Below are 19,569 nucleotides of genomic sequence, written 5' to 3'. Positions count from 1 at the left end.
ATGCAGGAGACCGCGTCCACCTGCCCCTACTGCGGCGTAGGCTGCGGCGTGATCATCGAGAGCGAGGGGGCGCAGATCACCGGCGTGCGCGGCGACCCGGCGCACCCGGCGAACTTCGGCCGCCTGTGCACCAAGGGCGCGACGCTGCACCGCACGGCCAGCCGCTCCGTCACCCTGCAGACCCGTTTGCTGCAACCGCTGCACCGCGCGCGCCGCGGGGACACGCCGCAGGCGCTGTCCTGGGACGCGGCCCTGGACCTGGCCGCGCAGCGCTTCGCGGACACCATCGGGCGCCAGGGTCCGGACGCCGTGGGCTTCTACGTCAGCGGCCAATTGCTCACCGAGGACTACTACGTCTTCAACAAACTCGCCCGCGGCCTGATCGGAACGAACAACATCGACAGCAACTCGCGCCTGTGCATGAGCAGCGCCGTGGCCGGCTACAAGGCCACGCTGGGGGCCGACGCGCCGCCCGCCTGCTACGACGACCTGCGCCACGCGCAATGCCTGTTCATCGTGGGCAGCAACACCGCCTGGGCGCACCCGGTGCTGTTTCGGCGCATCGAAGACGCACGCGCGGCGAACCCCGGCCTGAAGCTCATCGTTGCCGACCCGCGCCGCACCGACACCGCCGCCATGGCCGACCTGTTCCTGCCGCTGCAACCGGGCAGCGACGTGATGCTGTTCAACGGCATGCTGCACCTGATGCTGTGGGAGGGCTGGATCGACGCTGCGTTCATCGCCGCGCACACCACGGGCTTTGCCGCGCTCAAGGCCCTGGTGCGCGACTGCACACCCGAGCGCGTGGCGCAGGTATGCGGCATCGCGCAGGACGACCTGGTCCGCGCCGCGCAGTGGTTTGCCACGGGCGCCAGCGGCGACCCGCAGCGCCGCGGCGCGACGCTCAGCCTGTACTGCCAGGGCCTGAACCAGAGCCGCAGCGGAACGGCGAAGAACGCCACGCTCATCAACCTGCACCTGGCCTGCGCGCAAATCGGCCGACCCGGCGCGGGCCCGTTCAGCCTCACCGGCCAGCCGAACGCCATGGGCGGGCGCGAGGTCGGCGCGCTGGCGAATCTGCTCGGCGCGCACCGCGACCTCGCGAACCCGCAGCACCGCGCCGAAGTCGCCGCGCTCTGGGGCCTGCCCTCGGTTCCCGCGCAGCCGGGCAGGAGCGCCGTGGAAATGTTCCAGGCCGCGGCCGACGGCGAAATCAAAGCGCTGTGGATCGCCTGCACCAACCCCGCGCAAAGCATGCCCGACCAGGCCACGGTGCGCCGCGCGCTGCAACGCGCCGAGTTCGTGCTGCTGCAAGAGGCCTTTGCCACCTCCGCCACCGCGCAGTACGCCGACCTGCTGCTGCCCGCGAGCACCTGGGGCGAGAAGACCGGCACCGTGACGAACAGCGAACGCCGCATCTCGCGCGTGCGCGCCGCCGTCCCCGCGCCGGGGCAGGCGCGCCACGACTGGGCCATCGCCGTGCAGTTTGCGCACCGGCTCGAGGCCCTGCTGCGCCCGGGCCAGCGCAGCCTGTTCCCCTACGACACCGCGGACGCCGACCTGGGCGCGCAGAGCGTGTGGAACGAGCACCGCGAAAGCACCCGCGGCCGCGATCTGGACATCAGCGGCCTGTCCTGGGCGCTGCTCGAGAGCGCCGGCCCGCAGCAATGGCCCTATCCCGCAGGCGCGACCACGGGGAAGGCGCGGCTGTACGAGGACGCCGTGTTCGCCACCGCCGACGGCCGCGCGCGCTTTGCCGCGCATCCCTGGCAGCCCACGGCCGAGCAGCGCGACGCGCACTACCCCTGGAGCCTGAACACCGGGCGCCTGCGCGACCAGTGGCATGGCATGACGCGCACTGCAACCCTGGGCCGCCTGTTCGGCCATGCGGCCGAGCCCTGCGTGCAAATGCACCCGCAGGACATGGCGCGGCAGCGGCTGCGAGACGGCGACCTGGTGCAGCTGAGCAGCCGGCGCGGCGCCATCGTGCTGCCCGTGCAGGCCGACGCCACGCTCGGCCTGGCGCAGGTCTTCATCGCCATGCACTGGGGCAGCGAATTTCTGAGCGGCCGCGCGCCCGGCGGCGAGCCGCTCGCGGGAGTGAACGCGCTGTGCACAGCGGCCCTGTGCCCCACGTCGAAGCAACCCGAACTCAAGCATGCCGCCGTGCAGCTCGTGCGGGCCGAACTGCCCTGGACGCTGCTGGCCATGGCCTGGCTGCCCGCCGACGGCGCGCAGACCGTGCGCGCGTCCCTGTCCGCGCTGCTCGCCGAATTTCCGTTTGCCAGCTGCGTGCCGTTCGGCCCGCTCGGCGCGCACGCGCCGCCCGAGGCCGCAGAGCCCGAACGCAGCGGCGTGCTGCTGCGCGCCGCCGCGCACGCCGCGCCGCCGGACGCGCTCATCGAGCGCATCGAAGCCCTGCTCGGCCTGGCCGGCGCAGACACCCTGCGCTACGCCGACAGCCGGCGCGGCCAGCGCCGCGCCGCGCGCCTGCTGCGCCAGGGCGACGCGAGCACGCTCGAAGGCATCGTGCTCGCGGGCGACACCCGCGCCGAAGGCTGGCTCCGGACCCTGCTGCAAGAGGAACTGCCCGTGCAGACCCCGGGCCAGCTGCTGCTCGCGCCCGGAGCGCAGCCTCCCGTGGCGCTGCCCGCACGCGGCAAACCCGTGTGCATCTGCCTGAACGTGACCGACGCCGCGATCGGGCAGGCGCTCGCGCATTCCCACGGCAGCGAGGCCGAGCGGCTGGCGCAGCTGCAGGCCAGCCTGCGCTGCGGGACCCAGTGCGGCTCCTGCCTGCCGGAGATCCGGCGCATGCTGCGCGCCACCGGGCCGCTGGCGCAGGCCGCCCCATAGAAGCGCAAGCATCCGGCTTGCCGGAGAATAAGCGCCCCCCACACAGCATCGAACGGCGTCCCATGGGAATCAGCCAGTACATCAAGGAAATCGGCCGCGGCGCGCGCGGCGCCAAGCCGCTCACGCGCGCGCAGGCCGCCGACCTGTTCGGCCAGGTGCTCGACGGCGCGGTGACCGACCTGGAGGTCGGCGCCTTCTGCCTGGCCATGCGCATCAAGGGCGAGACGGCCGAAGAGATGTGCGGCTTTCTCGACGCCACGCACCAGCGCCTGACCCGGTTTCCCGCGAGCGAGCGCCCGCTCGTCGTGCTGCCAAGCTACAACGGCGCGCGCAGGCTGCCCGTGCTCACCCCGCTGCTCGCGCTGCTGCTCGCGCGCGCGGGCCTGCCCGTGCTGCTGCACGGCATGCGCACCGAGGCGCGCCGGGTTCTGGCCTGCGACGTGCTCGACGCGCTGGGCATACCGGCACTCGATGCGCCGGAACGCATAGCCGCCGGGGCGGTATGCCATATCCACACCCGGCAGCTGCACGGCGGCCTGGCACGGCTGTTGGCGGTGCGCGAGGTGGTGGGCCTGCGCAACCCGGGGCACAGCACCGTGAAGCTCATGAACCCCTGCGCGGGGCCCGCCGTGGTCGTGAGCAGCTACACGCACCCCGAATACTTCGGGATGCTGCAAGCCACCTTCTGCCTGCTGGGAATGACCGCCCTGCTGTCGCGCGGGCTCGAAGGCGAGGTGGTGGCAGACCCGCGCCGCAGCGCGCGCAGCGACGGTTTCGTGCACGGCGTGCACGGCGTGCTGCAAGCGCAGCAGCCCGGCACCACGAACGAAGTCCCCGGCCTGCCCACGGCGCTGGACGTGGCCAGCACCGCCACCTACACGCGCCGCGTCCTCGCGGGGGAACTGCCGGTTCCGCCGGCCATCGGGCGCCAAGTGGAACATATCCTGCAACTTGCCGACCGAACCGTTGTGGAGACCCTGCCATGAGCCGTCCCCCATTCCCTCAGATCCCCCCGCCGACCCCCTTGGCCCCCGCGTGCGGCAGCTGCACCCTGGTCGGCGCGGGCCCGGGCGACCCGGAGCTGCTCACGCTCAAGGCGCTCAAGGCGATACGCGCCGCGACCGTGCTGTTCGTCGACGACTTGGTGAGCGAGGCCATCGTGGCGCAGGCCGCGCCCACGGCGCGCATCGTCCACGTGGGCAAGCGCGGCGGCTGCAAGAGCACGCCGCAGGCCTTTATCGAAAAGCTGATGCGCATGGCGGTGCACGCGGGCGAGAACGTGGTGCGGCTCAAGGGCGGCGACCCGTTCATCTTTGGCCGCGGCGGGGAAGAGGTCGAGAGCCTGCGCGCCGCGGGCATTGCGGTGCACGTCATCAACGGCATCACCGCGGGCCTGGCCGGCCTCACGGCGCTGGGCGCACCGCTCACGCACCGCGCGCATGCGCACGGCGTGGTCTTCGTCACCGGCCACGCCAAGCCCGGAGACGCCGCAATCGACTGGCGCCAGCTGGCCGCGACGGCGCGCGCCGCAAGGCTCACGCTCGTGATCTACATGGGCGTGAGCGGCGCGGCCGGAATCGAACAGGAACTGCTCGCCGGCGGCCTGCCCGCCGACACCCCCGTGGCCATCATCGAGAACGCCAGCCTGCCCCGGCAACGCCACGCCGTGACGACCCTGCACGCCCTGCACGCGACCATTCTCCGCGAGGGCCTGGGCAGCCCTGCGGTGATCGTCGTCGGTGACGTGGTGCGCGGCGTGGCTGCGCAGGCCGAGGCAGCGGGGTCTCATGCCTCCCGGGAACAGCCATTTTCCACATGGGCGTGAGCGGCGCGGGCGATTTCGCCGATGGCCGCGTGAATGCGGAGAAAACCATCCTGGCGCGCGCCGCTCAGTGAATGACGAACGCGCCAGCAAGCCCTGCTTCCTCTGCCGTTTGCCGGACACAGTCCTTGGCAATGGCCAGCACGTCTGCGACCGCGCGGTTGTCCTTCATCGCGTGCTGATGCACGAGGTAGAAGGTGAACCATTGGGCCGAGTCGAAGGGTCTGGCGACCAGATCACCATGGACGCACAGATCCGCAGCCGTCAATGCGTTCAGCAGGCTGACGCCGTTGCTCAACCGGATCACCTCGCCCAGCGCGCTCATGCTGACGCGCAAGCTGTAGTCGAGCTGGCGGTCGTGGCTGGTGTTGGCGTAGATCAGGTGATCCGACTGAATCGGCTTGATGTAGCGCTGGTCGGCGAGGTCGCCGTAGTGGAGCCGTTTGCGCGCGGCCAACCGATTCCTTCGGCACAGCAGCGCCATCATCTGTGCGGCGAATACCGGCGTAATGATCAACCCCGGCTCGTGAATCTGGTACGACACCAGCGCGAGATCCAGGCGGCCGCCGTCCACCTCCGAAATCAGCCGCCCGCTGGCGGCGATGTCCAGCGCCATGCCGGTTCCCGGATGGCTGGCGACGTATTGCTGCGCGAGCCGCGGGCCGAAGCGATGGCCCAAACCGGGTGCACAACCGATGCGCAGCGACGCCAGGCCGCTTTCCTGAAAAAGCGCAATCTCTTCTTCGATCCGCTTCAGCCGATCCAGTAACTGGACGGCCTCGTCGAGCATGTAGCGGCCCGCGGGGGCGATTTGCAGCCGCTGGTTCTCCCGCGTGAACAGACGGATGCCCAGGGTGTCCTCGAGCCGCGCGAGCGCATGGCTGGCGGCGGACTGGGTGATGCCGAGCTGCACGCCGGCTTGCCGGGTTGACCCCGTGGTCGCGATCGCATGAAAGATCTCCATGTCGCGCACGCTGATTTCTGCCCGCATTCCCGGCTCCATACATCACTTGATGAAAAAACATCATATGTTGACAGACAAAAACAGGAAAGTGAGACTCCGATCCACAACGACGTTGAGCAAAACCACCATGGCACGGCGCTCTGCCGGATAGAGGCATGCTATGAACAAAGTTGCTCACCCCCTTCACGCAGCCCCCCGGCATCGCCCGCTTCATGGCCGGCGATGGGCGATGACGCAGAGAGCCCCATGCTTGACATCCACATCGTTTCCGAATACCTGCCGATGCTGTGTCAGGCCGCCGGCACCACGGTCGAACTCACCCTGTTGGCGACGATCCTCGGTCTCGTGATCGGTCTGGCGGCCGCTTTGGGGCGACTCTCGCGCCACGCCGCCGTGCGCGCCGTGGCGGGCAGCTACGTCTGGCTGATCCGCTCGACGCCGCTGCTCGTGCAGCTGTTCATCATCTACTTCGGTCTGCCGCAATTCGGCGTCGAACTGTCGCCGTTCGCATCGGGGGTGATCGGCCTCGCGCTGAACGTCGGGGCATACAACGCGGAGACGATCCGCGCCGGGATTCTCGCGGTTCCGCACGGGCAGATCGAGGCGTCGCGCTCGCTGGGATTTGGCGCTGCCAAAACCATGCGGCTCGTGATCCTGCCGCAGGCCCTCCGGCTGATCGTGCCGCCGCTTGGCAACAACCTGATCATCCTGACCAAGGACACGTCGCTGGTCTCCACGATCACGCTGGCCGAACTGTTCATGCGGACCCAGCAGCTCGTCAGCGCCACGTTCAAGCCGTTCGAACTCTACTTTGCGTGCGCGATGATCTATGCGGTGCTCACGACCGCCACGAGCCTGGTCCTGCGGCAACTGGAGCGGCGCCTGGTCCTGCAAGGAGGCCGGGCATGAACGCCGCGCATCCGGATGGCGCGCAAATCGCCCTGCGCGGCGTGCGCAAGACCTACGGCGCGCTGGACGTGTTGAAAGGTATTTCGCTCGACGTGCAGCAAGGCGAAGTGCTGGTCCTGATCGGTCCCAGCGGGTCGGGCAAGAGCACCTTGCTGCGCTGCGTGAACCTGCTCGAGATGCCGACCGGCGGCGAGGTGTGGATTCGGGGCAGCCTCATCAACGACGCCCGCCGCGGCCATCGGGCCCAGGAGCGGTATCTGAACGCGATGCGCATGAAGGTCGGCATGGTGTTCCAGCACTTCAACCTGTTTGCGCATTTGACCGTGCTCGAAAACATCATGCTCGCGCCCGTGCAGTTGCTCGGCCACGGCGTCGCCCAAGCGCGCGCCGAAGCGCGCGCCTTGCTCGAGTCGGTCGGCGTGCTGGACAAGCAAGACGTCTATCCGGGCAAGCTCTCGGGCGGCCAGAAGCAGCGTGTCGCAATCGCCCGCGCGCTGGCGCTCAGACCGGACGCGATGCTGTTCGACGAGCCGACCTCCGCGCTCGACCCCGAGATGGTCGCTGGCGTGCTGGCCGTGATGGAGAAACTCGCGCGCGCCGGCATGACGATGATGGTCGTGACGCACGAAATGCGCTTTGCCGAGAAAGTAGCCGACCGCGTCGTGTTCATCGCGGGCGGTCGGGTGATCGAAGAAGGCCGGCCGGCCGCGATCTTTCATCAACCGGCGCACGAGCGCACCCAGGCTTTTCTGGCCGATATCCTGGTGTCCTGCCCTGCGAATAGCGGCACATGAAACTGCGCCTTTCGCGCCATGGCGGCGTTGCAAATCCTCGCGATACCTACGGGTATCGCTGCGGTTTGCGCCTTGCCCTGACGCGAAATGCATCCGTTTCATTTTGTGCCGCTATTCGCAGGGCAGAACACTGGCCGGACCCCGCATCGAAACCGCATCGAGGAACTGCCGTGCCTGACTATCTGTTCTATCAATCGGCAGTGAAGCTGCCGACCATCGCCCGGGCCCAGGGCGTGTATGCCTGGGACGTGGACGGGAGGCGCTATGTTGACGCCTGTTCGGGCGCCATCGTGGCGCAGATCGGCCACGGCCATCCGGCGGTCCGCGCCGCGATGCTGGATCAGTTGGACAAGGTCGCATTCGCGTACCGGACGCAGTTCGAGAATCAACCCGCGCTCGATCTGGCGCAGCGCTTGGTCGATCTCGGCGGCGGCCGCTTTGACCGCGTGTTTTTTTCCAGCGGCGGTTCTGAGTCGGTCGAGTCGGCGCTGAAGATCGCGCGCCAGTACTGGGTGTGCAGGGGCGAGCCCCAGCGCAAGGTGTTCATCGCGCGCAAGCCGTCCTATCACGGCGCGACGATGGGTGCGCTGTCGATGACGAGCTACACGCCGTTGACGCAGCCCTTCGGGCCAATGTTCCCGCTGTATCCCAAAGTGGCGTCGCCGACCCAGTACCGCGTTCCGGCGGGCCGCAGCGTGGCCGAGCACGCGCTGGCTTGCGCCGACGAACTGGAGGCGGCGATTCTCGAAGCGGGGGCCGCGCACGTGGCCGCCTTCATCGCCGAGCCGATCGGCGGCGCGAGCACCGGGGCCGAAGTTCCGCACGCCGGGTATTTTTCGCGCATCCGTGAAATCTGCTCGCGGCACGGCGTCCTGCTGATCCTCGACGAGGTGATGACGGGCATGGGCCGCACCGGCCGCTGGTTCGGCTACGAGCACTGGGACGTCCGAGCGGACATCGTCTGCCTCGCGAAGGGATTGGGCGCGGGCTACTATCCGGTGTCCGCGATCATGACGCGGGCGGAGGTCACCGATCCCGTGCTGGCCGCAGGCGGTTTCCAGCACGGCTACACCTACGCGGGCAATCCGCTCGCCAGCGCGACGGCGCTCGCCGTCATCGACGTGATCGAGCGCGAAGGGCTGGTCGAGAACGCCGCGAGCACGGGCGCGTATCTGCTCCAATCACTCGAGCAACTGGCATCGCGCCACGGCTTCATCGGCGACGTGCGCGGCCGGGGTTTCTTGCTCGCCGTCGAGTACGTGGCGGATCGCGCGAGCAAGGAGCCCTTTGCGCCAGCGCTCTGCTTCGGCGACGCGATCACCCGCGCGGCGCGCGATTGCGGGCTCATCGTCTATCCGCGCAAATCGCTGATGGGCGAGACGGGCGACCACACGCTGATCGCTCCGCCGCTGATCACGACGCCCGCGCAGTGCGACGAAATCGTCGATCTGCTCGACGCGGCATGCACTGCCGTACAACGCACGGCGGACGCACGATGAGCAAACGCAGGCAGTTGGCGGAAGTCATCGAGGCGATTCCGGATGGCGCGTCGATCATGGTGGGCGGCTTCGGCTCGCCGGGCACGCCGTTCTCATTGCTCGCCGAACTCCAGCGCCAGCGCAAACGCCGTTTGACGATCATCAAGAACGACGCGAATCAGGACGGCTACGGCGTGTCGCGGCTGATCGAGGCGGGCGTGGTCAGCCGGCTGCTGACCACGCACCTCGGTCTGAGCGCACCCGCGCGGCGGGCGCATCTTGCCGGCGCGCTGCAAGTCGAATTTTTCTCTCAGGGGCTGTTCGCCGAGCGCATCCGCTGCGCGGGCGTGGGCTTGCCCGGCGTCGTCACGGATATCGAATTACCCGACGAGCTGGGCGTGGCGCGCGAATCCATCGAGGTGGCCGGTCGTCAGCTGTTCTTCGAGCCGGCGATCAGGGCGGACTACGCATTGCTGCACGCCGATCGGGCCGACGGATTCGGCAATCTGCGCTATCGCGGCGCGGCGCGCAACTTTTCACCGCTGATGGCAATGGCCGCCGACCAGGTCTTCGTCGAAACGCGCACGATCAGCGACGCGCCGCTCGCGCCCGACAGCATTCACACGCCCGGCATGTACGTGCAGGGCCTGGTCCAGGTCGCCGGAGATTCCCATGAATACCAGCCGATCCCCCGCTGATCCGCGCCACGTGATCGCGCGGCGCGCCGCCCGGGAGGTGTCGCGCGGACAGATCATCAATCTCGGCATCGGCTTGCCGACGCTGATCCCGCACTACGTGGACGCGGCTTCGGGGGTGTGGATCCATTCGGAAAACGGCATCCTCGGCGTCGGACCGTCAGGCGACGTCGATGCGCTCGACAGCGAACTCATCGACGCCGGGGGCGGGTACGTGTCGATCGTGCCCGGCGGGGCGGTGGTCGATAGCGCGGTGTCGTTCGGCATGATCCGGCGCGGCATGATCGACATCACGTTTCTCGGGGCCTTGCAGGTTTCGGCGCACGGGGATCTGGCCAACTGGCTCGTGCCCGGCAGCCTCGTGGCCGGCATCGGCGGCGGCGCGGAACTGGCGCAGAGCGCGCGGCGCGTCATCGTCACGATGCTGCACACCGACAGGAACGGCCGGCCGAAGATCGTCAACGCATGCACGCTGCCGCTGACCGCGCGGCGGCGCGTCACCCGGATCGTCACCGAGCACGCGGTGTTCGCCTGCGGCACCGAGGGCCTGCAACTGCTCGAGGTGCTCAGCGACATCGGGCCTGCCGGACTGCGCAACATCACCGACGCGGATTTTCAGGCCATTGCGGACAGCCATGCATGACCGCGGCGGCCAAGGATCGACCAACCCCTCCCCCACCCACTCTGACAGGAGAATTCAGATGACCCGTTTGAAGAAAATCGTGACCGCTGCCTGTTTCATCGTGCTGAGCGCCGCAGCCCATGCCGACGATCTCGACAAGGTGAAGCAGACCGGTCGGCTCACGTTTGCCTTGACGGGCAAGTACCCGCCGTTCAGCTTCATCGACGCGGCGGGTCAGTTGCAGGGCTTCGACGTCGATATCGGCAGCCAGATCGCGAAGAAGATCGGTGTGCAAGCCGTCCCGGTGACGACGGCCTGGGACGGCATCGTCGGCGGCCTGCTGGCCGGCAAGTACCACGCGATCATCGGCAGCATGGCGATCACGGACGAGCGCCTCAGGGCCGTCGATTTCACGCAGCCGTACTATCGGTCGGGCGCGCAATTGTTCGTGCCCAAGGGCAGCGGGGTCGAAGGCATCGACCAGCTGAACGGCAAGGTGCTGGGCGTCACGCTCGGCGAGACCTATGAGGCATGGCTGCGCAAGAACCGCCCCGAGGTGCAAATCAAGACCTACAAGGGCTTGCCCGATATCCTGATCGACCTCCAGAACCGCCGCATCGACGGCTTCGTCACCGACAAGATCGCGGGCATCCTGACCATCCGCGACAAGCAGATCAACGCGAAACCCGTTGGCGCGCTGCTGTACCCCGAGAAAATCGGCATTGCGGTGCGCAAGGACAGCCCCAGGCTGCGCGAGGCGATCGACGCGGCGCTCGGCGAGATCGTGCGCGATGGCGCATACGGCGACATGAGCAGGAAGTGGCTCGGCACCGACGTCCGTTGATCGATGGACCGGTATCACCGCACGCCGGACCATAAGAGGAGTCCATGGACATGCTGGCTTTTTTTCATTCCGAGCAACTGAAACATCATCCGCGCGCCTATCTGTCGCGCGGGCAGATGCGCACGCCGCAGGAAGTGCCCGAGCGGGCACTGCGGCTCGTCGAGGCCGCGAAGTCGTTGGGCTTCGAGGTGCGCGAGCCGGCCGATTTCGGCAGGACGCCGCTTGCCGCCGTGCACGGCATGAACTATCTGCGCTTTCTCGAAGAGGCCCATGCCGAATGGAAGAAGATGCCGCCGGATTGGGGGGACGAAGTGATGTCGAACGTCTACGTGCGCGAGGGCAATCCAATGCGGGGCGTGCTGGGCAAGGCGGCGTGCTATCTCATGGACGGCAGCTGCCCGATCGGCCCGGATACCTGGCGTTCGGCGTACTGGTCCGCGCAGGGCGCGGCCGCTGCGGCTGCCGCGATCAACGCCGGCGTGCGCGAGGCCTACGCGCTGTGCCGTCCCCCCGGCCACCATGCGCGCGCGCAAGGCGCGGGCGGGTTCTGCTATCTGAACAACGCGGCGATCGCTGCGCAAATGCTGCGCGCGCGTTTCGCGCGCGTCACGATTCTCGATACCGACATGCACCACGGGCAGGGTGTGCAGGAAATATTTTATGACCGCGACGACGTGCAGTATGTGTCGATCCATGGCGACCCGACGAACTTCTATCCGGTCGTCGCGGGCTATGAGGACGAGCGTGGCGCAGGCGCAGGCGATGGCTACAACGTGAATCTGCCGATGCCGCATGGCTCCAGCGAAGAGACGTTTTTCGAGCAGCTGTCTGCCGCCGTGCGCGCGGTCCGGCGCTTCGAGCCGAATGCGTTGGTGCTTGCGCTCGGCTTCGACATTTACCGCAACGACCCGCAGTCGATGGTGGCCGTCACGACGCAGGGATTCGGGCGCCTTGGCAGCGTCGTCGGTGCGCTGGGACTGCCCACCCTCATCGTGCAGGAAGGCGGCTACGACCTCGAGAGCCTCGAAGCGAACGCGCGCTCGTTCTTCCATGGATTCGCATTGCCGCGCTGACTGCTCGAAGTTAAGATCCCGATCCCTTGGGGTACCGCTTCCAGTCTGGTGATCGCGCTCGGTACAAGCGCGTAGCCTGAGGAGGTGTGCCATGAGCGCACAGGGATTTTCGTGGTTGCTCATTGCAGCCAGTGTGGGTGCCGAGGTTGCGGGCACGATCGCGCTGCGTTTCGCGGACGGGCTCACCCGCCCTTTGCCATCCATCGCCGTTTTCCTGTCGTATGGTGTGGCGATCTGGCTCATGTCCCTCGCGGTGAGACAGCTCGAAGTGGGTCTTACCTACGCCGTGTGGGCCGGCAGCGGGACAGCGCTCATCGCGCTGATCGGGATCCTCTGCTTCAATGAGTCGGCCCATGCCATGCGCTTGCTGGGCTTCGTCTTCATCGTGCTGGGCGTCGTCACTCTGAACGTCAGCGCGCGCTGATTGCCAGCGCCCGTTCATTGCGCGCCCGCAAGCCTGCGGGAGGCAGCGACCCCGCAAGTAGATAAACATGGATAAACTCCGGGCATCGCCCATTGATACCCCAAGGTGTTGCCATGCGTCAGACCGAATTGCACTTGACCGAAGAAGACCGCGCGGTCTTGGACGATATATGCAGCAAGGGGCAGCATCGTGCGCGCGAGGTCAGGCGCGCGCACGTGCTGTCCTGCCTGGACCGTGGCGTGCCGGAGTCCCAGATCATGGCGGTACTCGGCATAGGGCGCACCACCGTGTGGCGCACGCGCTTGGCGTATCTGCAAGGCGGAATAGATTTGGCGGTGTTCGATCTGAAGCGCTCGGGTCGGCCCCGGCGGTACAACTCGGACGACGAAGCGCGGGTGGTCGCGCTGGCCTGTTCGACGCCCCCCGCAGGCCGAAAGAGTTGGACACTGGGGGAACTCCAGCGCGTCGCGCGCCAGGAGCCCGGTCTGGCCGGCATGGGACGGGAAACCGTGCGGCGCATGCTGAGGAAAACGATTTCAAACCCCGGCGCAGGGTGATGCGCTGCACCGGCGGGCTTGCGCTGTGCTTCAGGCGCAAGCCCGCCCTGTCATGGGGCGCTTACTGCAGCGCCTGCACCCCGGCCACGAGCCAGCCCATGTTGCCGGTCTTGGGCTTGGTCATGTTCCAGACTTCGCGGAAGGGGCTGGGGCCGGCAGAGGGCTCTTCGCGGATCATTCCGGAGAATTCGACGCTCGCCATGTAGTCGTCGCCCAGGTCCTCGATGCCGAGCAGTTGGGCCTCGATCATGACCACGTCCGTATGGTTCGGCTGTGCGCCGCGCTGCGCGGTGCTCTCCTTGAGCTGCGTGCGGATCTCGCCGAGCATGCTGTCGGTCATCATGGAGCGCAGCGTGTCGATTTCCGCACCGTCCCAGGCGGCCTGCAGCGTGACGAAATTGCGCTTCGCGGCGGACAGGAAGCCTTGCATGTCAAAGCCCTCGGGAATGCTCCAGTTCTGCGCGCCCGACAGGCCCGAGCCGATGACCGTGCCGCTGCCGCTCTGCATCCCCTGTGGCTGGCGCCCGGAATCGAAGTTCGTTGCGCCGCGCTCCCAGGGGCGCGCCGATGCGTCGTTGCCCACGTTGCCGGGGCTGTACTGCGCGGGCGCCTGCGCTGCGTCCGCGCCCTGGAAGGCGAGCGCGGAGCCGCCCTGGCGGGAACGCATCAGCATCTTGAAAGCGGCGTACGCGAGCAGCGCGAACAGCCCGATCAAGAGCGCCTGGCCAAAGCCTGCGCCCAGGCCCAGCGAATGGGCCAGCCAGGCCAGCCCCAGACCCGCAGCCAGACCGCCGAGCATTGCGCCCCAGGGTTTCTTGGCTGCTGCGGCCGGCGGCGCAGCCGTGGCCGGCTTGGCCGCAGCGGCGTTGGTGGCGTTCTGTGCCGGGGCACTTGGCGCTGCCGACTCGCGTTGCGTGACGTTGCCCGACTGCCTGCCGACCGACTTTCCGCCCCCCAGTCGACGGGCGTCGGCATCCGCGTGTACCAACGCCAGTGCCGCGACCAATACCACAGACCACAGTTTCTGCATCATGACTTCTCCGTTTCTTCATTTACCGGGCGACATGCCCATTCAACATTTTCAACACTTGATTCCAACATGCAGGGCCACGATGCCCCCGGTCATGTTGTGGTAGTCCACGTGCCCGAAGCCATTTTTCTGCATCAGGCTCTTGAGCGCTTCCTGCCCGGGGTGCATGCGGATCGACTCGGCCAGGTAGCGGTAGCTCGCCGGGTCGCCCGCGACCAGCCTGCCCAGCTGGGGCAGCACCTTGAACGAGTACCAGTCGTAGATCTTCTCCAGTGGCTTGGCGACCTTGGAAAACTCCAGCACCAGCAGCTTGCCGCCCGGTTTGAGCACCCGGCACATCTCGGCGATGGCCCGGTCCTTGTGCGTCATGTTGCGCAGGCCGAAGGCCACGCTCACCAAGTCGAAGCGCGCGTCCGGAAAGGGGAGTTTTTCTGCATCGCAGACCAGCGTTGGCAGCACCACGCCGGCGTCGATGAGGCGGTCGCGGCCCATGCGCAGCATGGCTTCGTTGATGTCGGTATGCACCACGCACCCCGAGTGTCCCACCTTCTTGGCAAAGGCCAGCGCCAGATCGCCCGTTCCGCCCGCAATGTCGAGCACCTGGCTGCCCTCGTCCAGGTTCGCCGCGAGCACGGTGCAGGCCTTCCAGACGCGGTGCAGGCCGACCGACATGAGATCGTTCATCAGATCGTATCTGGCGGCGACGGAGTCGAACACGGCGCGCACGCGGCCCGCCTTGTCCTGCGCGTCGATGGATTGAAAACCGAAGTCTGTGTGGCTCATGGGGAGCATGCTAGGCGCATGGGCGCCAAAGGTACAGCGACAACCCTGCGCTGAATCCGGGAATTTGTTGCAAATTTGCCAATTTCTTGGGCAATGGCGTACGAAACCCGGGGCGGCGCTCAGTCCCGCGAGGCGCGCCGCTGCACGCAGGCGACGTAGGCCTGGCCGTCGGGCGGGCCGCCTGCGCGCTGGCTTTCCCAGAGCATCTCGCCGAGGCAGTCCATTGCCGCGTGGTGCGCGTCGTGCAGCGAATCGAGGCGTGCGCTCAGCCGCTCTACCGCCTGGCGTATTCCGGGCGGCTGGTCGATGCTGCACTGTTCGCTGATCGACAGGTGCATGGACAGGTGCAGAAACGGGTTGCCCTGCCCCGGCGCTGCGTCGTAGTTGCGCGCCACGGCCGCGTCGGCGTCGCGCAGGTCGGCGTGGTATTCGGGATGCTCGGCAATCCACAGGCTGGCCAGCGTCTCGATGGCCTGCAGGGGGGCGCCGCTTCGGGTCCTGGCGTACACCCCGCAGAAAAAGTGGCGCGCGTCGGCTCGGGAGGGACTGAACATGGCACGCGAGCGTAGCACGCAGCCTCTGCCCGCAGGCGGCTGCGTCGGACCCGGCGCACGGCCCGCGCCTGCCGCTCAGCGCTGTCGCCTGCGTGCAACGCAGGGGCCCCGTCCGTGCCATACATTGCGGCACCGGCCCGTCCGCCCGTGCGGAGACTTCGGCGCCCATTTTTCACGACCCCCAGGAGACCCCTGCATGAGCAGCACAGCACAAGCCTTCATCTGCGACGCCATCCGCACCCCTTTCGGCCGCTATGGCGGGGCGCTGAGCAGCGTGCGCACCGACGACCTGGGCGCCATCCCCATCAAGGCGCTGATGGAGCGCAACCCCGGCGTGGACTGGGCGGCGGTGGGCGACGTGCTCTACGGCTGCGCGAACCAGGCCGGGGAAGACAACCGCAACGTGGCCCATATGGCCAGCCTGCTCGCGGGCCTGCCGATCGACGTGCCCGGCGCCACCATCAACCGCCTGTGCGGCTCGGGCCTGGACGCGGTGGGAACGGCGGCACGCGCCATCAAGGCGGGCGAGGCGCAGCTGATGATCGCCGGCGGCGTGGAAAGCATGAGCCGCGCGCCCTTCGTCATGCCCAAGGCCGATGCGGCGTTCAGCCGCAACAACGTGGTGTACGACACCACGATCGGCTGGCGCTTCGTGAACCGGCTGATGCAGGAAAAGTACGGCGTGGACTCGATGCCCGAGACCGCCGAGAACGTCGCCGCCGAATTCGGCATCGAACGCGAGGCGCAGGACCGCATGGCCCTGGCCAGCCAGTTGCGGGCCATGGCAGCGCAAAAGGCCGGCCACCTGGCGCGCGAAATCGTTGCCGTGCGCGGTGCAGGAAAGGGCGAAGCCAGCGTGCTGAGCCAGGACGAACACCCCCGCGAAACCAGCCTGCAAGCGCTGGCCGGGCTGCGCAGCGTGGTGCGGCCCGGCGGCACGGTGACGGCGGGCAACGCATCGGGAGTGAACGACGGCGCCTGCGCACTGCTGCTGGCCAGCGAGGCCGGTGCCGCGAAGCACGGCCTCGCGCCCCGCGCGCGCGTGCTCGGGATGGCCGTCGCCGGTGTGGCGCCGCGCATCATGGGTTTCGGCCCGGCTCCCGCGACGCGCAAGCTGCTGGCGCAAACCGGTCTCGCCATCGAGCAACTGGACGTGATCGAACTCAACGAAGCCTTCGCCGCGCAGGGCCTGGCCGTGCTGCGCGCCTTGGGCCTGAAGGACGACGACGCGCGCGTGAACGCCTGGGGCGGCGCCATCGCGCTGGGCCACCCGCTGGGCGCCAGCGGCGCGCGCCTGGCCACCACGGCCGTGAACCGCCTGCACGCAACCGCGGGCAGGTACGCGCTGTGCACCATGTGCATCGGCGTGGGGCAGGGCATTGCCGTGCTTCTGGAGCGCGTGTAGGCGGGGTATTTTGCGCAAGGCGGCCGCATCAGCCGTCGCGCGCGCCCTTGGCCGTGTCCGGGAAATCGCTGAACACGCCGTCCACCCCGAGGTCGAAGAACAGCCGGTATTCGGCCCGGGGGTCGCCCCGGAAGTCCGACGCCAGGCGCCGGGCCTCGTTGCGGAAGGTGTAGGCGTGCACGAACAGGCCAGCCGCATGCGCGTTCTTGAGCACTTCGGTGGCGGGCAGCAGCACCCGGTCGCGCTCGTCGATCGTGCCGTCGCCGTTCAGATCGTCGGCCTTGCCGTCCTGGTTCGTGTCCACCTGCCGGGAAGAAATCAGATACGGCTTCCAGGGGCCGATTCCGTCGGCGTAGGTCTTGACCTCCTTCAGGCCCTCGGGGGTCAGCAGGCTGGCGAAGGTGCGTGCATCGCCGGCCACGGCAAAGTCATAGGGCCGGTCGTAGGGCGCGCTCAGGTCCATGCTGCCGTCGGGATGGACGCCGTTGGCGTCGACCAATTGCACCAGGCGCAGCCCGGTCTTGCTGCGCAGGTACTTGAGGTTGGAGACTTCGAACGACTGCACGATGACGGGCGCAGCCGGGGTGGTGTAGCCGTATTTCGCGAGGATGGCGAGCAGGCGGTCCTCCAGCGGCAGGCCCTGCCTGGCGTGGTAGCTGGGGTGCTTGGTCTCCGGGTACACGCCCACGCTGCGGCCCGCTTTGGCGCCCTCGGTTTTGGCCAAGTCCAGCACCTCCTCGAACGTGGGTATCTGGAACTTGCCGTTGTACGACTGGTCGCGCTCGGCCATGGGCTGGACGGCGCGCAGCGTCTTGATTTCCGCGAGCGTGAAGTCCGTGACGAACCAGCCCTCCTCCTGCACGCCGTCGATCATTTTCTTCGTCTTGCGGCTGGCGAATTCGGGGCGCTGCGACACATCGGTGGTCGCCGTGATGTTCGGCTCGTGGCGCGCGACCAGCGCGCCGTCGCTGGTGGCCACCAGATCCGGTTCGATGAAGTCGGCGCCCAACGCGATGGCGCGCCGGTAGCCCTCCAGCGTGTGCTCCGGCAGGTAGCCGCTGGCGCCGCGGTGACCGATGACCAGGGGCTTGTTGCCGTCGAGCGTGGGGTAGTCGGGCGCATCGCTGCCGCTACACGCCGCGAGCGCGAGCACCAGGGCCGACGCGCCCCATTGGGCACCAGAAACAGAGGGGGTCGATTCAGGAAGAGGTCCATGCAGCGCGCTGTCCTTCATGCCAACTCCGATAGTTTTGGAAGCGCGATTGTGTCGCGGTCCGCGAAGGCAATCGGGAAAAAATCACCGGGATGAATGGTAAGAACTTGCTGCCTTGTCCAACGGGGTACGGAGCCTGAAAGAGCCCCCTGTTTCCCTTCTTTCAGTCCGCCATCCCGACCCCGCCGGCTGTGCCCGGTGTCGCTTCTTGAAGTTTTTGCAAGCCATGGGCAGACAACGCGCTGTCTACCCCCAGCGCAATCCCTCCGATGATCCCTGCATCACGCCCTGCCCGTGCGCTTTCAATGCTGAGCCGGCGGGTCGCCAATGGGGGAGCGCGGCGATAGACCGCAGCCCGCACACCCGACAGGAGGTCATCGCTCATATGCGCCAGTTTTCCACCCAACACGATGCATGCCGGATTGAACATGTTCACCAAAGTGGCCACGACCTCTCCGATCTGAGCCGACGCTTCGCGCACGAGTCTTATGGCGGTGATGTCCCCCGACGAAACGAGTACGCCCAGCTCTGGCAGTTCGATGGTCTCGTCGCCTTTGGCCACCCTGATTTGGCGCATGATCGAGGGCACGGAGGCAACGGCTTCGATGCAACCTGTATTGCCACAGACGCATGTCAGACCAGACGCCTGCGCTACGCGAATATGGCCGATATCCCCGGCGTCACCGTCTGCGCCACGGTGCAACGCACCCCCCTGGGTGATGATGCCGCAACCGATGCCGCTGGCGACCTTGATGAAGATCAAGGGAGACTCGGATGGAGGGCGTGAACGAGCCTCTCCGAGGGCCATCAGATTCACGTCGTTGTCCACCAGCACGGTCACATGCATTCGTTTCTCAAGCCACTCCCCAACCGGGAACCCATCCCATCCAGGCATGATCGGGGGCCGCACCGGAACGCCTCTTTCGAAGTCAACAGGACTCGGTATGCCCACCACCATGGCGCGGAGCGGAATATCCACGAGCTGTTGTGTCTGGAACAGTTCCTGAAAGCGTGATGCAATGCGCTCCAGCATGGTCTCGGGAGGAACGGAATAGTCGGGAGGGAGCGCGTCCTCTGCCAGTTTTTGACGCGCCAGATCCGTCACCACCAAGCGCACGTGCGTAATGCCGATGTCGGCCACCAGAATGATCCCGGCCCGCGCATTCAGCGTCAGCCCCAGCGACGGACGCCCTCTGCCGGCGTAGCGGGCCTTTTGCTCGCTGAACAAGCCCGTATCGAGCAGTGGCTGTATGTGGTCCGAAACGGTGGAGCGGGCCATTCCCGTGATGCGCGCGACGTCCGCCCGGCCAATACCCGGTTGGTCTGAAATCAAATGCGCCAACTCACTTTGAACTTCCAGCCTTCTGAGCCGGAACGCCATTCCCAGTGATGGGCCCACGGCGTCCATCCCGGAAGTTCTTGCTGCTGTTTGCATGGTCTGCTTTGCGGAATCGGCGCGTGCCAAGGCAGTCGTCCCCTGATCCACGCAGCTTTTTTTCGGGTTTATTGGGCGTTCGCGGGCATATCCATTTCGCCGCGTGGCGAA

The 19,569-nt window shown here is 67.5% G+C and carries 19 protein-coding genes; 13 read left to right on the top strand and 6 right to left on the bottom strand.

All coding sequences use genetic code 11. The features are described from left to right. From D5041_RS01380 to cobA, 3 genes are all read left to right on the top strand, one after another. A complete protein-coding gene (locus D5041_RS01380; RefSeq protein WP_265283690.1) occupies positions 1-2,856 on the top strand; it encodes a nitrate reductase in 2,856 nt (951 codons plus the stop codon). Between the two features lie 62 nt (positions 2,857-2,918). Beyond that, on the top strand, positions 2,919-3,842 hold the full coding sequence (gene ybiB / locus D5041_RS01375) for a DNA-binding protein YbiB (RefSeq protein WP_265258576.1): 924 nt from the start codon (positions 2,919-2,921) through the stop codon (positions 3,840-3,842). Continuing rightward, a complete protein-coding gene (gene cobA / locus D5041_RS01370; RefSeq protein WP_265258577.1) occupies positions 3,839-4,681 on the top strand; it encodes a uroporphyrinogen-III C-methyltransferase in 843 nt (280 codons plus the stop codon). Before ybiB ends, cobA begins: the two co-directional genes overlap by 4 nt. A 64-nt stretch (positions 4,682-4,745) precedes the next feature. Here cobA and D5041_RS01365 read toward each other — a convergent pair whose 3' ends face one another. After that, positions 4,746-5,669, bottom strand: coding sequence for a LysR family transcriptional regulator (locus D5041_RS01365; protein ID WP_265283689.1), 924 nt, complete (start codon positions 5,667-5,669; stop codon positions 4,746-4,748). Between the two features lie 219 nt (positions 5,670-5,888). Between D5041_RS01365 and D5041_RS01360 the strand changes: the two genes are divergently transcribed. From D5041_RS01360 to D5041_RS01320, 9 genes are all read left to right on the top strand, one after another. Next, a complete protein-coding gene (locus tag D5041_RS01360; RefSeq protein WP_040892556.1) occupies positions 5,889-6,551 on the top strand; it encodes an amino acid ABC transporter permease in 663 nt (220 codons plus the stop codon). Next, complete coding sequence (locus D5041_RS01355; RefSeq protein WP_265283688.1) at positions 6,548-7,345, top strand: amino acid ABC transporter ATP-binding protein; 798 nt, start codon at positions 6,548-6,550, stop codon at positions 7,343-7,345. The genes D5041_RS01360 and D5041_RS01355 overlap by 4 nt, the downstream gene beginning before the upstream one ends. A 170-nt stretch (positions 7,346-7,515) precedes the next feature. Next, positions 7,516-8,844 (top strand): aminotransferase family protein, encoded by a 1,329-nt coding sequence (locus D5041_RS01350; protein WP_265283687.1) that lies wholly within the window; start codon positions 7,516-7,518, stop codon positions 8,842-8,844. Further along, the gene (locus tag D5041_RS01345; protein ID WP_265283686.1) at positions 8,841-9,521 is read left to right on the top strand and encodes a CoA transferase subunit A; all 681 of its coding nucleotides are present in this window, start codon (positions 8,841-8,843) and stop codon (positions 9,519-9,521) included. Before D5041_RS01350 ends, D5041_RS01345 begins: the two co-directional genes overlap by 4 nt. Continuing rightward, complete coding sequence (locus D5041_RS01340; RefSeq protein ID WP_265283685.1) at positions 9,496-10,161, top strand: 3-oxoacid CoA-transferase subunit B; 666 nt, start codon at positions 9,496-9,498, stop codon at positions 10,159-10,161. The genes D5041_RS01345 and D5041_RS01340 overlap by 26 nt, the downstream gene beginning before the upstream one ends. Positions 10,162-10,219: 58 nt before the next feature. Beyond that, positions 10,220-10,984, top strand: a complete 765-nt coding sequence (locus D5041_RS01335; protein WP_265282058.1) for a transporter substrate-binding domain-containing protein — start codon at positions 10,220-10,222, stop codon at positions 10,982-10,984. Positions 10,985-11,034: 50 nt separating this feature from the next. Next, on the top strand, positions 11,035-12,057 hold the full coding sequence (locus tag D5041_RS01330) for a histone deacetylase family protein (protein WP_265282057.1): 1,023 nt from the start codon (positions 11,035-11,037) through the stop codon (positions 12,055-12,057). Between the two features lie 91 nt (positions 12,058-12,148). After that, positions 12,149-12,481 (top strand): DMT family transporter, encoded by a 333-nt coding sequence (locus D5041_RS01325; RefSeq protein WP_010103254.1) that lies wholly within the window; start codon positions 12,149-12,151, stop codon positions 12,479-12,481. 113 nt (positions 12,482-12,594) lie between these two features. Further along, positions 12,595-13,038, top strand: coding sequence for a helix-turn-helix domain-containing protein (locus D5041_RS01320; protein ID WP_265258585.1), 444 nt, complete (start codon positions 12,595-12,597; stop codon positions 13,036-13,038). Positions 13,039-13,099: 61 nt separating this feature from the next. Here D5041_RS01320 and D5041_RS01315 read toward each other — a convergent pair whose 3' ends face one another. From D5041_RS01315 to D5041_RS01305, 3 genes are all read right to left on the bottom strand, one after another. Then, positions 13,100-14,068: a Tim44 domain-containing protein gene (locus tag D5041_RS01315; protein WP_029554215.1), complete on the bottom strand. Its 969-nt coding sequence runs from the start codon at positions 14,066-14,068 to the stop codon at positions 13,100-13,102. 51 nt (positions 14,069-14,119) lie between these two features. Then, positions 14,120-14,851, bottom strand: coding sequence for a bifunctional demethylmenaquinone methyltransferase/2-methoxy-6-polyprenyl-1,4-benzoquinol methylase UbiE (ubiE, locus tag D5041_RS01310; protein ID WP_010103251.1), 732 nt, complete (start codon positions 14,849-14,851; stop codon positions 14,120-14,122). 119 nt (positions 14,852-14,970) lie between these two features. After that, positions 14,971-15,405 carry a DUF1841 family protein gene (locus tag D5041_RS01305; protein ID WP_265258587.1) on the bottom strand — a complete coding sequence of 145 codons (435 nt, stop codon included), beginning with the start codon at positions 15,403-15,405 and terminating at the stop codon, positions 14,971-14,973. 196 nt (positions 15,406-15,601) lie between these two features. Between D5041_RS01305 and pcaF the strand changes: the two genes are divergently transcribed. Next, on the top strand, positions 15,602-16,810 hold the full coding sequence (pcaF, locus tag D5041_RS01300; protein WP_265283684.1) for a 3-oxoadipyl-CoA thiolase: 1,209 nt from the start codon (positions 15,602-15,604) through the stop codon (positions 16,808-16,810). Between the two features lie 28 nt (positions 16,811-16,838). On the opposite strand, the gene D5041_RS01295 is transcribed toward pcaF, so the two are convergent. Beyond that, positions 16,839-18,044, bottom strand: a complete 1,206-nt coding sequence (locus tag D5041_RS01295) for a glycerophosphodiester phosphodiesterase (RefSeq protein WP_265283683.1) — start codon at positions 18,042-18,044, stop codon at positions 16,839-16,841. A gap of 142 nt (positions 18,045-18,186) precedes the next feature. Continuing rightward, the gene (locus D5041_RS01290; protein WP_265283682.1) at positions 18,187-19,458 is read right to left on the bottom strand and encodes an ROK family transcriptional regulator; all 1,272 of its coding nucleotides are present in this window, start codon (positions 19,456-19,458) and stop codon (positions 18,187-18,189) included. Positions 19,459-19,569 lie beyond the last annotated feature (111 nt).

Origin of the sequence: Verminephrobacter aporrectodeae subsp. tuberculatae (assembly GCF_026127385.1) — a bacterium.
Lineage (GTDB): Bacteria > Pseudomonadota > Gammaproteobacteria > Burkholderiales > Burkholderiaceae_C > Acidovorax > Acidovorax aporrectodeae.
The sequence above is the reverse complement of the archived record's forward strand: the minus strand, read 5'-3'. Positions and strand labels throughout refer to the sequence as shown.